The sequence below is a fragment of the Hymenobacter sp. 102 genome, assembly GCF_049949205.1.
In the GTDB taxonomy this organism is placed as follows: Bacteria; Bacteroidota; Bacteroidia; order Cytophagales; family Hymenobacteraceae; genus Hymenobacter.
Genome location: NZ_CP188172.1, coordinates 4,535,281 through 4,548,914, shown reverse-complemented (window position 1 = coordinate 4,548,914; position 13,634 = coordinate 4,535,281). Strand labels below are relative to the sequence as shown.

The following is a 13,634-nucleotide window of genomic DNA, read 5'->3' as shown; positions in this document are numbered from 1 at the left end:
CATGAATAAAAATCTATTTCGCGGACTGGCTGCGGTAGCAACTGGTCTCGCTTTGACTACAGGTACTACTTCCTGCATGAAGGAGCTCGACCAAGAGCCCCGTTACGAGGTAACGCCTGATAAGGTGTACGTAAACTTGGACGGCTACAATAAGGTGTTGGCCAAGTTGTACGGTGGCTTTGCCCTGACCGGCCAAACCGGCCCGGCTGGTAACGGCGATATTGGCGGTATCGATGAGGGTACTTCTGATTACCTCCGTCAGTACTGGAGCGCCCAAGAGCTTTCTACCGATGAAGCCACAGTAGTATGGAATGACTTGGGTATCCGTGACTGGCACAATATGAACTGGGACTCCAGCAATCCGCTGATTCGGGGTTTGTATAGCCGCATCTATTTCGAAATTGCTGCCTGCAACGAGTTCATCCGTGAATCATCGGATGACAAGTTATCTTCCCGCCTTTCTTCGGCCGATGCTGCCACAGTTCGGCGTTACCGCTCCGAAGCCCGGTTCCTGCGCGCGGTGTCATACATGCACGCCTTGGATTTGTTTGGTAATGGTCCGTTTGTAACGGAAACTGATGCTGTAGGCTTCGCCAAGCCGGCTTACGCTACGCGTCAGCAACTGTTTGATTATGTAGAAAAAGAACTGTTGGCACTGAGTTCGGATGCCAACTTTGCAGAGCCTCGTACCAACGAGTATGCGCACGTCGATAAAGCTGCCGCTTGGGCGATGTTGTCGCGACTATACCTCAATGCTCAAGTATACACGGGTACTGCCCGTTATACGGATGCGGCCACACAAGCCAAGAAAGTAATTGACGCCGGATACTCCCTGAACACTGCTGGCAGCAACGCCGCCTCGGCCTATGGCCGTCTGTTCCTGGCGGATAACAACCAAGCTCCGGCTCGCAACGAAATCATCTGGCCCATTGCTTTCGATGTAAATACTACACAGAGCTATGGTGGCACAACCTTCTTGGTAAACGGCTCTACTGGATCTTCTAGCGCATGGCAAGGTCGTGTAGGTATGTCGACTGGCTGGCAGGGTCTGCGCACTACTAAGAATCTGTTTAACCTGTTCCAAGATACTGCCCGTGACACGCGCGGCCGTTTTTGGGTGAAGAAAGCAGATGGCTCCGCTCGCCCGATTGAAATTTCCGACCTCTACAACTTTGAGGAAGGCTATGGTGTAGTGAAATACCGCAACGTAAACTCAGCCGGTCAGGCACAGGGTGGTTCACAGAACTTCTCCAGTGTTGATTTCCCCATGATCCGCTTGTCGGAAGTGATGCTCACGTATGCCGAAGCTGTAGTACGCGGTGGTACTGGTGACCGTACATTGGCCTTAAACTATGTAAATCAAATTCGGGCCCGGGCTTTCAACAACCAATCTGGCAGCGCCATTACAGCAGCTCAGTTGACGCCTGAATTCATTCTTGATGAGCGGGGCCGTGAGTTGTACTGGGAAGGCTACCGCCGCACCGATTTGATTCGCTTCAACCGCTTTACGGAGGGTACTTATGTGTGGCCATTTAAAGGCGGTGTTGCCGCAGGTCGTGGCGTGGAGAGCTTCCGCAACCTCTACCCTATTCCGGCTGCTGATCTGTCTGTAAATCAGAATCTGAAGCAAAATCCGGGTTACTAATGCAGCGCGTATGATGTTCCGGGAACCAGCCCAACTGGTTCCCGGTTTACGTCAATACAACTTCACTTTCACATTCCCGCTCACCATGACTACATTCATTACCAAATTGGCCGGCCTGGGTTTGGCAGCTACCGTTCTGCTTGCCTCGTGCGAAAAGGACGAAGAAAAAGTAACTATGCAGCCGGCTTCGGCTTCGGCTCTAACAGCCAGCACTGCTTCGGTAGTATTATTGCAAGCTGATGCCGCTAAAAATGCCGTAACATACACTTGGACTCCTACTTCCTATGGATATCAGGCGGCTGTTAACTATACGTTGCAGTTCGACAAGAAAGGTGGCACGTTTGCTTCTCCTATTGAAGTAGAAACCGGCAGCTCAACTTCCAAGACCTTCACTACGTCGGAGTTGAATAACGTATTGCTGAAACTGGGGCTTGCCGCTGGCAATGCTGGCCAAGTTGATGTACGGGTTAAGTCTAGCATTAGCTCGGCTGTTTCCCCTACTTATTCAGCAGCCAGCACCATCACGGCAACTCCTTATTCAGAATTCATTCTGTATCCGCAGATTTACGTACCCGGCAGCTACCAAGGCTGGGCTCCTGATAAGGCTCCTTTCTTAGCGTCCTCTAAGAGTGATGAAAAGTATGAGGGCTATCTGAATTTCACAGATGCAACCACAATGTTCAAGTTTACCCCGGCCCGCAACTGGGACAATGACTTCGGGGATGACGGCACGAAAACCGGTAAACTGAAGGCCAAGGGTTCGGACATTTCAGTAGCTGGCCCTGGTTATTACCGTTTCAATGTTGATACGAAGGGCCTGACATATACGTATACCAAAACGGCTTGGGCAATTATTGGCTCGGCGACGCCTGGCGATTGGTCCACTGAAACACCGATGACCTACGACGCCACCACCGGCGTATGGACAGTTACTACCACTCTCAAAAGTGGTGCAGAATTGAAGTTTCGTGCAAATAACGCCTGGGATATTGACATGGGCGATAACAACGCAGATGGCAAGCCTGAATACAAAGGCGAAAACATTAAATCTCCTGGTGCTGGTACCTACACTATCACGTTGGACCTGAGCAAAGGTGAAGGAAACTATACCTATAGCTTCCGTAAATAACTCAACGCCTGTATACAAAAGAAGCGGCCCCCACTAATGTGGGGGCCGCTTCTTTTGTATACAGGTTGTACCATCAGTTATTATTCACATCTAATCATTGCTCCTAGCTGCTTCATATCTACAACTGGCCTAACGACCATAAAGACTTTATACTTCGGCCAGTTGTGGCAAATACTATTCACGCTGCCATCTATCCACACATTGCTGATAACCGACTCTATCTATAGGCTTAGGGTACATGGCATGGCCAGCAATAAAAAAGGGCACTCCTAAGAGTGCCCTTTTACTTATTTGTTCCAGTGATTATTGAATCACAATTTTCTGGCTAGTGTTATTTTCACCTACCCGTAGTTTCACGAAGTATGCACCCGAAGCTAGGTTATCCAGTGAGTAGCTTTGAGCACCGCTTTGGCTACCCGAGGCAATAGAGCGTACACGCTGTCCCAGGGAGTTGAACACATCCAAAGCTACTTCCTGCTTGCCGCTCACTACATAATCAATAGTAGCGGTTGCCGGACTGGGGTTTGGGTACACATTGAATTTCAAGGCAGAGGCAACAGCACTGCGGCTGGCCAGAATGCCGGTGCTCAGATTATACGTAATGTTTTGCCGGCCTGCAAGGGTTGAGAAATCAGGAGAGGAGCCCAAATCTGTTGTTTGACCCACTACCTGGGGCAGCACATCGGAGGTGAAGGCACCGCCGTCTTTCACATAGCCAACCATCAGGTTGATCTGGCTAGTTGAGGTCAGCCCCATAGCGGCCAAGTCAAACTCCAGTTCCAATCCGCTACCAGCGGCCGTTGCCGCTGTCAGATCAGCAGATTTTACCAATGCTGCACGGGCTCCGGCAAAAGGTCCGGTGGTAGCCGAGAAAGTAAGCACCGTGCCGTCCTTCTTACCGGCACCCTGGTAGCTATCCGCAACCGGGGCTGCGTTACCATTAGTGTAATCTACAAAGCTGTAGTACACATCAGTCATAGCTGATGGTGATAGAGTAGCCCGTACACCATAATCCGTCTCCATGTCCATCGTTGGCGTGTGCTTCAGGGGGCTGTCACCAGCCGCACCACCTTTAAGTTGCGTGCCGGCAGCTACGCCGTTTTTACCGGGTACGTTCAGGTAGAGGACGTAGCCTGGATAGTCAGCCGCTGTTTCGGCTGAACCTACAATCATCACGTAAAGCTTCGTGCTACTGGCACCGACATACAAGGACTGCAAGCCTTTACCAGTTACCGAGTGGGTACCGGTGTATGTGCTGGCCAACTGGTACCGGTTGGTACCGGTACCAATTTCAGTGGCAGCTACTTTACCATCAAGGACAATCTGCGCACTGGCCGAGAATGAGGCAGCAGTTAGAAGGCCAAGGGCAGCCAGAGTAAAGGGTCTTTTCATAAGACTGAAAAAAAATTATAGGGTGAAAAATACTGCTGATTACCTACAGGTCTACAGCTGAGTCAAAGTACAAAATATACGTTGCGAAACGAGCAGTAGTTATGAATATATTAAGCACTCACTCACATTTTTCGACCATAGCATATCCTACTTTGCGCTATGATGGTTACGAAGCCGAGTCGTACTTTATATTGTTAGATAATTTTCGTGCGTGGTTACGGATAACTCCGGATCTTGCGTGCTCTGCCGCTCACAAGTGGTAAGAAACATTTCATTTTCTCTTTTCTGATTCCGTATGATTCTAATTGCTGATGGCGGCTCGACCAAGAGCAACTGGTGCCAGCTCGATGACACCGGTAACCGGGTGTACTTTAATACCGAAGGCTACAACCCCGATTTTATGGGAACTGCAGCCATTGCCGCTTCGCTCGATAAGAACCTGCCCGATACCCTACCCCGGCAGGAAGTAAGTAAGGTGTACTACTATGGGGCCGGCGTGCACAATGCCGAAAAAGCCGAGCGGGTAGCTGCCGCCATGCGCGAGATTTTTCCGAACGCCAACGTATTCGTGGCCGAGGATCTGCTGGCGGCCGCGCACGCGCTGTTGGGCGATAAGCCTGGGTTTGCCGCCATTTTAGGCACCGGTACCAACTCCTGCCTGTACGATGGGGAGAAGATTACTTACAATGTAGACTCGTTGGGCTACTTCCTCGGTGATGAGGGCTCAGGCTCCTTCATTGGCAAGCGCCTGTTGCGCGACTATCTGCGCGGCCTGCTGCCTGATGGGTTGCAGGAGATTTTCCAGGAGGAGTTCAAGTTCACCCGCGACGAAATTCTGGACCGCCTCTACAACCAGCCCCTTCCCAACCGCTTCTTGGCAAGCTTCGCCAAGTTCACCTACGACCACAACAATATCAGCTACTGCCGCGAAATTGTGCTGCAAGGGTTCGAGACCTTCTTTGACAACATTGTGCGGCACTATCCTGACTACCAGAACTATACATTCAACTGTGTGGGCTCGGTGGGCTACAACTTCCGCGACGCGCTTACCCAAGTGGCCCGCAGCCACAATATGGAAGTGGGCAAAATCATCCGCTCCCCTATCGATGACCTAGTTTCCTACCACGAAACCAAGCTGAAATAGGCATCACACCAACTGAAGCAGCCAGGTAATTGGTTCTACTTTATTTTCAGCCTAAACAAAAGCGGCCGCCCCACATGGGGCGGCCGCTTTTGTTTGCCGTTGGTTACAGCTTCAGCTTAGTGTTGCACTACCAGGCGAATGGTTTGCTGCTGTTCACCGGCAGTGAGGCGCACGAGGTAAACGCCGTTGCTCAGATTACCAAGGGGCAGATCCACCTGTTTGTCGCCGGCGGTTTGGCGGGTGGCGGGCAGTGTCTGCACGGTGGCCCCCAGCAGATTGGTTACCGTAATCTGCACGTTGCCGGCCTGGGGCAGCGTGTAGCGCAGCTGGGCAGCGGTGGCGGCTGGGTTAGGCGCAGCGGCCAGCTGCAGAGCCAGAGCCTCGCGACGAGCCTTGCTGCTCAGCACGGTGCCAGCCGGAACAGCAATGCGGCGGGAGGTGTACACCGCATACTGGCCGGGAGCCAGTGTGAGCGGAGTGGCGGGGTCTGCCACGGTGAGGGTCTGGCCAGTCAGATAGTCATACCACGTGCCGGCAGCCTGGAAGTTGGGTACTACCGTAGCCGTCTGCACGCCAAAGTTGCCCACGATGGTGACGTTCAGACGGGGGTCAGTGAGGTGCATAGTCTTTACCGCGCCGCCCAGATTCTGGGTGAAGCTGGCTGGATTTTCAAACGCGGGCTCCTGGGTTTTGAGCGTAATCAGGCTACGGTACACGTCGTAAAGGCGGCGGCGGCCGGTGTTCTGATAGTAGGTCCACTCCGGGGCCTTGTTGCTCAGCTTGCAGTCATCCTTGGGGTACGGCTGTGGAATAGTGCCATCGGGGCAGGAGAAGATAGATTTATCGTATCCCACTTCACCGAACTGCCAGATCATTTTCGGGCCAGGCACCGGGAAAAAGAAAGCGGCAGCCAGCTCCTGCCGGGCCAGAGCCGTAGGCAGACTTTTTACTGAGTAATTACCGGCCACGTTGCCGAAGGCGAGGTTCTTGTACATCAGCCGCTCCTCGTCGTGGCTTTCCATGTAGGTAATCAGGTTGGGGGCGCTCCAGCCGCGGCCACCCTGAGCTGTGGTGCCATAGTAGCCGTAGCTGAAGTTTGATTTACCGTTCTCGTTGTAGCCCATAGTGCCTTCGTTGTAGGCATCTGTCATCTTGCCCCACAGCATCAGGCCCATATCCGACAGTACTTTTTCCTCGTCGTTGTTGCCCAAGTGCTCCAGAATGGAATAAGAAGTAGGGTCCACGCTCACCAAAAAGTCCCGGTAGTCCTTCCAGATGTTCACGCGCGACTGGTCGTACTGGCTCCAGGCGCCGGCATCGGTAGTCACTTTCTGGGTAAAGCCTTTGCTGAGGTCAAAGCGGTAGCCGTCAATGTTGTACTCTTTCAACCAAAACTCCATTACGCGCTTGCTGAAGTAGCGGGTGAAGGCGCTTTCGTGGTTGAAGTCGTACCCCACGTTGAAGGGGTGGGTGGCGGTGCGGTTGAACCAGGGGTTGGCGGTGGAGGGGTTGCCATCCTCAAAGTACATCTGCACCATGGGGCTCTGCCCGAATGATTGGTTGAGCACCATGTCCAGCACTACGGCCATTCCCCGGCGGTGGCACTCGTCAATAAAGCGCTTCAGGTCGTTTTTGGGGCCGTAATATTTATCGGGAGCGAAATAGAACGAGGTATTGTAGCCCCAGCTTTCGTTGCCCTCAAACTCATTCACCGGCATCAGTTCAATAACATTTACGCCCAGCCGCTGCAAATAGGCCAGCGTATCCACCAGCGTTTTATAGTCGTGGCGGGCGATAAAGTCACGCGGGAGCAGTTCGTACACCACCATGTCCTCTTTCTTGGGACGCTGGAAATTGGTGGTCTGGAACGTGTAGCTCGGAGCATTGCTCTGCAGTACCGATACAATGCCCGTAGTCCGCCCGGAGGGATAGGCCTTCAGGTTTGGATAGGTAGCCGCCGTGATATACTGGTCGTTGTTAGGGTCGAGCACCTTTTCGGTGAAGGGGTCGGGCACACGCAGGCCACCCTCTACCTGAAACTGGTAGGCGTATTCCTGCCCGGGCGTCAGACCATCAATCTGAATCCACCAGCGGCCGTCCACCGAGTTATCGGCAGCAGTGCCGGCCGCGTTGGGGGTACGCTTCATGTAGGAAGCGTCGTTGGCCGTCCAATTGTTGAACTCTCCAATGGCGTGGATAAACTGCTTGTTGGGGGCCGTGAGGCTGAGAATGGCCGAGGTACCGTTATTGATGTACGTTACGCCGTCGCGCTTGGCACCAGCGGGCAGAGCAGCTAGCGTCACAGCCGCCCGGGTTTGCAGTACGAGGTCAGCGGAGGCCGTGGCAGTACCATTGGTAGCCGTCAGGCGCACCGTATTGGCTCCGGCCTGAGTGAGCGTTACGCTGGTGCTGATGCTGGTGGTGTTGGTCTGCTGGGCAATTTGGGTGCCGTTCAACGACAGGGTGAGCGTGGCAGGCACAGCTGAGGTACCGGTAACGGTGGTGGGTGTGTTCAGCGGCACCGACGTGGCACCGGGGCCCGAGGGGCTGGTAAACCGCAGGTCGAACTGATTCTGGGCCACATCCACGTAGATGTCACCGTTAGGTCCGCGTCCTACTAGGCTACCATCGGCGTTCTTGAAAATCATCGCCAGACGGTAGATGGTAGCGCCCGCCGGAATGGGGTAATAGGTGTTGGGCGTAAAGGTGATGGAGTACACGTTGGCACTTACCCGCGTCATTTTCGCGGCGGGATCAGCTTGGTTGAAGCTGGGGCTCTTGACACTGGTCCACTGCGTGCCGGTGGGGCTATCCGTCACTACGCCGGTCCAGATATACACGTCGCCGGTAAAGTTGGCTAGTGCTGCGTTGCCCTGGGTGGCGTTATAGGTGATAGTAACCGCTTGGCTGGCCTGGAAGGGCGAGGGCTGCGTGGTTACCACCTGCGCCCGCAAAACCGGCCCTGCGGCCAGTATTGCCACCAGACTCAGAATAAGTCGAAGTGCTTTCATGAAAAAAGAAGTTGGGAATTTAAAAAATGGATACTCATCTTTGATGCTCCATTGACCGCTTCACAAACTGAACAGCTGTTACGGGCGCAAGAGGGCATTAAAGATACGGTAAGTACTCACGTACTGCCAAGTCAATAGCGGCTTTTCTCGTAGATTTAAGCGCGTTTTAATTTCATTGAGCCTCCCGCGTGGATTTGTTGTCTGGCCCTCTTTTTTCCGCACGGCAGCCCGGGTTGCGTATTTGCTTTTTGCTGGCTACGCTGCTTTCACTGGCTACCGCGCAGGCCCAGGCCCCTACGGTGGCGCGGGCTACCGGCGTGCCCTCCACTACGCCGGCCTTGGCTCCCACCGATACGCTACTGCCGGCTTCCCGCTTCAACCACCGATTGCCGGTGCTGGCGGGTGGGCTGGTAGTATCCTACTCAGCCACGATGTACTTACTCAGCCAGGGCTGGTACACGGGGGAGCGAAGCCGGTTTCACTGGTTTGATGACTCGCACGAGTGGAAGCAGATGGATAAAGCGGGCCACTTCTGGGGCGCGTTTCACGAAAGCCGGGGTGCCGTGGACATGCTGCGCTGGGCCGGCGTGCCCGACCGTCGCGCTACCTGGTACGGAGGCTTCGTGGGCTTTCTGCTGCAAAGCCCCATTGAATTGCTCGACGGCCGCGACCCGCAGTACGGAGCCTCAGCCACCGATCTGGCCGCGAACTTCCTGGGCTCGGCCGGTTTAATCGGGCAGCAGCTGGCCTGGGGCGAGGTCCGCCTCATGCCCAAATACTCCTTTCACACTACCCGCTACTCGGCCCTGCGCCCCAACGTACTGGGCCGCAGCCTGGCCGAAAAGCACCTGAAGGACTACAATGGGCAGACCTACTGGCTCTGCGCCGACGTGGGGGCCTGGCTGCCCGCCACTTCGCGCTGGCCCCGCTGGCTGCAGCCAGCCGTCGGTTACGGCGCTCAGCAGATGGTGTATAACGATGTCGACGCCAACGCGGCCCTGGGTCTGCGCCCCTACCGGCAGTACTATCTCAGCTTCGATGTGGACCTGCGCCGCATCCCGACCCGCAGCAAGCTGCTGAAACGGGTGTTTTACGTGGCGAGCATCTTCCACCTGCCCGCCCCCGCTCTGGAATGGAATCCGCGGCGTGGTTTTGTGGCGCACGGGTTGTACTACTAACCTAATCCGCCCATCGGCAAACCCCGTACAGCCTGTTTCAGCGCGGGCCCGTTTTGCCCGCTACCTTTGTTTTCCTTTCCACCCGCATTTTTTAGTTAGTTGATATGAACGTTGGAGACCGTGTACGCCTGCTCACCGGGCGCGAAGAAGGCATTGTTACCCGCCTGCTCAGCGACGAGCTGGTGGAAGTAGCCATTGATAATGATTTCACCATTCCGGTGCTGCGCCGCGAAGTGGTGGTAGTAGCCGCCGAGGAAACCAAAGCCTTTGGGCAGAGCGCCGCTGCCGTAGCCTCCGAGAAGAAAGCTGCCGCTACCGGCGCGGCCCACGCGGCCCGGGCCGCCAAAGCCTCGGGCAAGCTGGCCCCCACTCCTGCCCCCGTCAAGACCGAAGGCCCCGCCCCGGTGAAAGCCGATAAAACCGTGGCTCCGCCGGTGCAGAAAGGCCTTTACCTGGCTCTTACGCACCAGTCGCCGGAGCTGCTAGCCCTGCACCTGGTGAACCATACCGACCGGGACGTGCTCTATACCTTTGGGGAGGAGCGTCAGGGTAAATACCGGGGGTTGAAGGGCGAGAAGCTGGCCGCCAAAACCGTTAGCGCCCCGCTGGGCCACTGGCACCTCAAGGATTTCGACCAGTGGCCAGCGGCCGTGGTGCAGCTGCTGCCCTTCCAGCTGAACGGCGCCGAAGCCTACGAGCTGCTCACCAAGCGGCTGCAATTCAAGGCGGCCAGCTTCTACACCAGCCGCCAGCCCAACGTGCCGGTGCTGCAGCGTGAGGCGTATTTGTTTCAGCTGGACGAGAAGCCCGCTGCCCCGGCAGTTATTGCCCCCGAAAAGCTGGCCGAAACGCTCAAAGCCCAGCTCAGCGGCAACGCCCCCGCCAAGCCTGCCGCCGTGGCCCCGGCCCCCGAGCCCACCAAAGCCATTGTAGCCCCGCCCCACGAGGTGGACCTGCACCTGGAAGCCCTGATGCCGGAAGGAGCCGAGGGCCTGAGCAACACGGCCATCCTCAAGCTTCAGCTCGAAGCCTTCGAGGACACCCTGAGCCGCGCTTTGGCCACCAACATGCACGAAATCATCTTCATCCACGGCTCCGGCAACGGTACCCTGCGCAAGGAGCTGCACAAGCTGCTCAGCCGCAACCGGGACATCAAGTTCTTCGAGGACTCCCGCAAGGAGAAGTTTGGCTACGGCGCCACGCTGGTGCGGTTGAAATAGATTTAGCTGAAATTAACTCTGCCCCGGAAAGCTATTGGTTAGTAGCTTTCCGGGGCAGAGTTAATAATATCCCCTCATGTTTATTCGTCTTTTATGCGTCTTGGCATCTTTTGCAGTGTTGAGTTATGCTCTTGCCGGATGTACAAATGGATATTATCGTTCCGCAGTTTCTCCAAGACAGCTTGGGCTTAATCAGATTCAACATTGGCGACTCAAACGATTTGTAGGACAGCAGAATAGTGACAGGTGCGGCGAGTGGAAACAGGGTAATTATATAAAGGCCTACAGATTCTACCCAACAGCCACATCCGCGAATCTTATAGGGTTGGTTTCTATTTACCAACAGAACCGCTCTCATAGTTCCTTTGTGTATTTCATAAACGGCAAACACCGTATTACTCCGCTTGACTTAAAATTGGTAAGGTGTGGCCCAGCAGATTATGTTCTGTCTGTTGACACTATGGCCGAAAAGCACAGAAGATATCAAGTAGTTGAAGCCGCTTTGCGACGTCACGCGCGTGAAATGCCAGACAGTCTTCAGCAACGCATCTGGCATAAACTTCAACATCTTTGGCAATAACTTTCCGCATGAAATTCCCCGCGCTTCTCGCCGCTTCTCTCCTCCCCCTCGTCTTAGCGGCTCAGCAGCTGCCCGTACCGCGCAACCTGAAGGCCACATATGCCAAAGGCACCCGCTCGGAAACCGGCCAGCCCGGCCCCAACTACTGGCAGAACTCGGCCGATTACGCCATCAAAGTCAGTTTCGACCCCACCACGCGGCTGGTGAAGGGCACCGTGGATATTGCCTACCACAACCAAAGCCCCGATTCGCTGCGGCAGCTGTGGTTTAAGCTCTACCCCAACCTCTACAAGAAAGGTGCCCCCCGGGCCAGCGGCATGAGCCCCGAGGATGTGGGCGAGGGCATGAAGCTGGAGAAGCTGACCATCAACGGCCAGCCCGTGGACGTGGCCAAGCTCAAGGCCGATTTCACTAATCTGACGGTGCCGCTGCGCCGGGCCATCGGGGCCAGGCAGACCGCCCAGATTTCCGTCAGCTACTCCTACACACTCAACAAAGGCTCTCACATGCGCACCGGGGAGGTAGAACCGGGCGCTGATTTTGTGGCCTATTTCTTCCCCCGCGTGGCCGTCTATGACGACATCGACGGCTGGAACCGCCACCCCTACATCGGCAGCCAGGAGTTCTACAACGACTTCGCCAACTTTTCAGTGGACGTAACCGTGCCCCGCCACTTTGTGGTGTGGGCCACCGGCGACCTGACCAACGCCGACAAAGTGCTGGGCAAGAAGTACGCCCAGCGCCTGCGCGAAGCCGAAACCAAGGACGGCATCACCCCCATCATCACCACGGCCGACCTCAAAGCCCGCGACCTGACGGCCCCCGCCGCCCAGAATACCTGGCACTTCGAGGCCAAAAACGTGACGGACTTCGCCTTCGCCACCACCGACCACTACGTGTGGCAGGCCAGCAGCCTGGTGGTGGACCCCGCCACCAAGCGCCGCACCCGCGTGGATGCCGTGTACAACCCCGAGCACAAGGACTACGAAGAGGTAATTCACTTCGCCCGCAAAACGGTGGAGGCCATGAGCTACACCTTCCCCAAATGGCCCTTCCCCTACCCGCACGAAACCATCTTCGACGGGCTGGACCAGATGGAGTACCCGATGATGGTGAACGACAACCCCACCAGCACCCGCGAGGACGCCATTACGCTCACCGACCACGAGATTTTCCACACGATGTTCCCGTTCTACATGGGCATCAACGAAACCAAGTACGGCTGGATGGATGAGGGCTGGGCCACCATCGGCGAGTGGCTGATTTCGGGCATTATCGACCCCAAGCTCGACGATGACTACGGCATTGCCCCCTACGCCGCCGCCGCCGATACCGAGGTGGACCTGCCCATCGTTACGCTCAGCACCCAGCAGACGGGCACGCCGTTCTTCCTCAACTCCTACCCCAAGCCGGGTCTGGGCTACCTCTACGTGAAAGATTTGCTGGGCGACGAGCTGTTCACGAAGGCCCTGCACACCTACATCCGCCAGTGGAACGGCAAGCACCCCATGCCCTACGACTTCTTCAACTCGATGAACGCCGGGGCCGGCCGCAACCTCAACTGGTTCTGGCAGCGCTGGTTCTTCGACGGCGGCTACCCCGACCTGGCCATCCAGCAGGTAACCAAAACGCCAGTTGGCTATGATGTAGTAGTAGAAGCCAAAGGCACCAAACCCGTCCCCGTGGACCTCACCGTAACCTACCAGGACAACTCCACCGAGAAGCTGCACCGCACCATAGCCGTGTGGGAGCAAGGCGCAAAAACCGTAACCGTGCCCCTAACCACCGCCAAAGCCGTGAAGCAGATGAAGCTGGGTGCCACCCTCGTACCCGACAGCTACCCGAAGGATAATGTGTGGGAGGGGAAGTAATTAGCTCGGTTGATATTTGCTTGCCAAGTCTCTTATCCTGAACAAATCATCATCAATTCCCGATCCTTCAAACACTCTTACTGCAACTACACAACATTGGTCAAGTCCATCTTTAATAGATCTGTCTATAACCAGATTGTTGCTAACTGCATAAAGCAACTTGCTAAGTGTGATGGTAACTGAATGAATAACACCATCTGAGCCTTGCTGAGATTTGGCAAGATTCGCTTCAATAACATGAAACTCTTGCACCAATTTACTTGCAGCTTCTATTAAATCATGCTTGTCAACCATTCTGCTTACCCGTCTATCAGCTGAAAAAAGATAAATATTTCAAGCATTTCAAAGGTCAGATAGAATTCTATTATTAAGCTATATCAAAAGAAATAAGTAAAGGCTAATATCACTTTAGCTTTATCATGAAGTGCTATCCTGTCTCATGTGAATATGATACATACAATCAT

At 55.0% G+C, this 13,634-nt stretch carries 10 protein-coding genes; 7 read left to right on the top strand and 3 right to left on the bottom strand.

Annotated features, from left to right (window positions below):
* Nucleotide 1 precedes the first annotated feature (1 nt).
* Complete coding sequence (locus ACN19L_RS19680) at nt 2–1,645, top strand: RagB/SusD family nutrient uptake outer membrane protein (RefSeq protein ID WP_426491163.1); 1,644 nt, start codon at nt 2–4, stop codon at nt 1,643–1,645.
* An 85-nt stretch (nt 1,646–1,730) separates the two neighbouring features.
* The gene (locus ACN19L_RS19675) at nt 1,731–2,774 is read left to right on the top strand and encodes a SusE domain-containing protein (RefSeq protein WP_426491162.1); all 1,044 of its coding nucleotides are present in this window, start codon (nt 1,731–1,733) and stop codon (nt 2,772–2,774) included.
* 303 nt (nt 2,775–3,077) lie between these two features.
* Here ACN19L_RS19675 and ACN19L_RS19670 read toward each other — a convergent pair whose 3' ends face one another.
* The gene (locus ACN19L_RS19670; RefSeq protein ID WP_426491161.1) at nt 3,078–4,166 is read right to left on the bottom strand and encodes a T9SS type A sorting domain-containing protein; all 1,089 of its coding nucleotides are present in this window, start codon (nt 4,164–4,166) and stop codon (nt 3,078–3,080) included.
* A gap of 295 nt (nt 4,167–4,461) precedes the next feature.
* Here ACN19L_RS19670 and ACN19L_RS19665 point away from each other — a divergent pair, with 295 nt between their 5' ends.
* Nucleotides 4,462–5,310 carry an N-acetylglucosamine kinase gene (locus tag ACN19L_RS19665; RefSeq protein WP_426491160.1) on the top strand — a complete coding sequence of 283 codons (849 nt, stop codon included), beginning with the start codon at nt 4,462–4,464 and terminating at the stop codon, nt 5,308–5,310.
* A gap of 116 nt (nt 5,311–5,426) precedes the next feature.
* On the opposite strand, the gene ACN19L_RS19660 is transcribed toward ACN19L_RS19665, so the two are convergent.
* Nucleotides 5,427–8,321, bottom strand: coding sequence for an alpha-amylase family glycosyl hydrolase (locus tag ACN19L_RS19660; protein ID WP_426491159.1), 2,895 nt, complete (start codon nt 8,319–8,321; stop codon nt 5,427–5,429).
* A 233-nt stretch (nt 8,322–8,554) separates the two neighbouring features.
* Between ACN19L_RS19660 and ACN19L_RS19655 the strand changes: the two genes are divergently transcribed.
* The 4 genes from ACN19L_RS19655 (at nt 8,555) to ACN19L_RS19640 (ending at nt 13,170) form a co-directional block, all read left to right on the top strand.
* Nucleotides 8,555–9,499 carry a DUF2279 domain-containing protein gene (locus tag ACN19L_RS19655; RefSeq protein WP_426491158.1) on the top strand — a complete coding sequence of 315 codons (945 nt, stop codon included), beginning with the start codon at nt 8,555–8,557 and terminating at the stop codon, nt 9,497–9,499.
* Nucleotides 9,500–9,603: 104 nt separating this feature from the next.
* Nucleotides 9,604–10,719 (top strand): Smr/MutS family protein, encoded by a 1,116-nt coding sequence (locus tag ACN19L_RS19650; protein WP_426491157.1) that lies wholly within the window; start codon nt 9,604–9,606, stop codon nt 10,717–10,719.
* Between the two features lie 76 nt (nt 10,720–10,795).
* On the top strand, nt 10,796–11,299 hold the full coding sequence (locus ACN19L_RS19645; RefSeq protein WP_426491156.1) for a hypothetical protein: 504 nt from the start codon (nt 10,796–10,798) through the stop codon (nt 11,297–11,299).
* 8 nt (nt 11,300–11,307) lie between these two features.
* Complete coding sequence (locus ACN19L_RS19640) at nt 11,308–13,170, top strand: M1 family metallopeptidase (RefSeq protein ID WP_426491155.1); 1,863 nt, start codon at nt 11,308–11,310, stop codon at nt 13,168–13,170.
* Here the strand turns inward: ACN19L_RS19640 and ACN19L_RS19635 are convergent, their stop codons facing one another.
* Nucleotides 13,171–13,464 (bottom strand): hypothetical protein, encoded by a 294-nt coding sequence (locus ACN19L_RS19635; protein ID WP_426491154.1) that lies wholly within the window; start codon nt 13,462–13,464, stop codon nt 13,171–13,173.
* Nucleotides 13,465–13,634: the final 170 nt, after the last annotated feature.

What these genes read in the sequence shown, in the direction of transcription:
- ACN19L_RS19680 (WP_426491163.1), top strand. Translation starts at nt 2, where the DNA reads ATGAATAAAAATCTATTTCGCGGACTGGCTGCGGTAGCAACTGGTCTC.
- ACN19L_RS19675 (WP_426491162.1), top strand. Translation starts at nt 1,731, where the DNA reads ATGACTACATTCATTACCAAATTGGCCGGCCTGGGTTTGGCAGCTACC.
- ACN19L_RS19670 (WP_426491161.1), bottom strand. Translation starts at nt 4,166, where the DNA reads ATGAAAAGACCCTTTACTCTGGCTGCCCTTGGCCTTCTAACTGCTGCC.
- ACN19L_RS19665 (WP_426491160.1), top strand. Translation starts at nt 4,462, where the DNA reads ATGATTCTAATTGCTGATGGCGGCTCGACCAAGAGCAACTGGTGCCAG.
- ACN19L_RS19660 (WP_426491159.1), bottom strand. Translation starts at nt 8,321, where the DNA reads ATGAAAGCACTTCGACTTATTCTGAGTCTGGTGGCAATACTGGCCGCA.
- ACN19L_RS19650 (WP_426491157.1), top strand. Translation starts at nt 9,604, where the DNA reads ATGAACGTTGGAGACCGTGTACGCCTGCTCACCGGGCGCGAAGAAGGC.
- ACN19L_RS19645 (WP_426491156.1), top strand. Translation starts at nt 10,796, where the DNA reads ATGTTTATTCGTCTTTTATGCGTCTTGGCATCTTTTGCAGTGTTGAGT.
- ACN19L_RS19640 (WP_426491155.1), top strand. Translation starts at nt 11,308, where the DNA reads ATGAAATTCCCCGCGCTTCTCGCCGCTTCTCTCCTCCCCCTCGTCTTA.
- ACN19L_RS19635 (WP_426491154.1), bottom strand. Translation starts at nt 13,464, where the DNA reads ATGGTTGACAAGCATGATTTAATAGAAGCTGCAAGTAAATTGGTGCAA.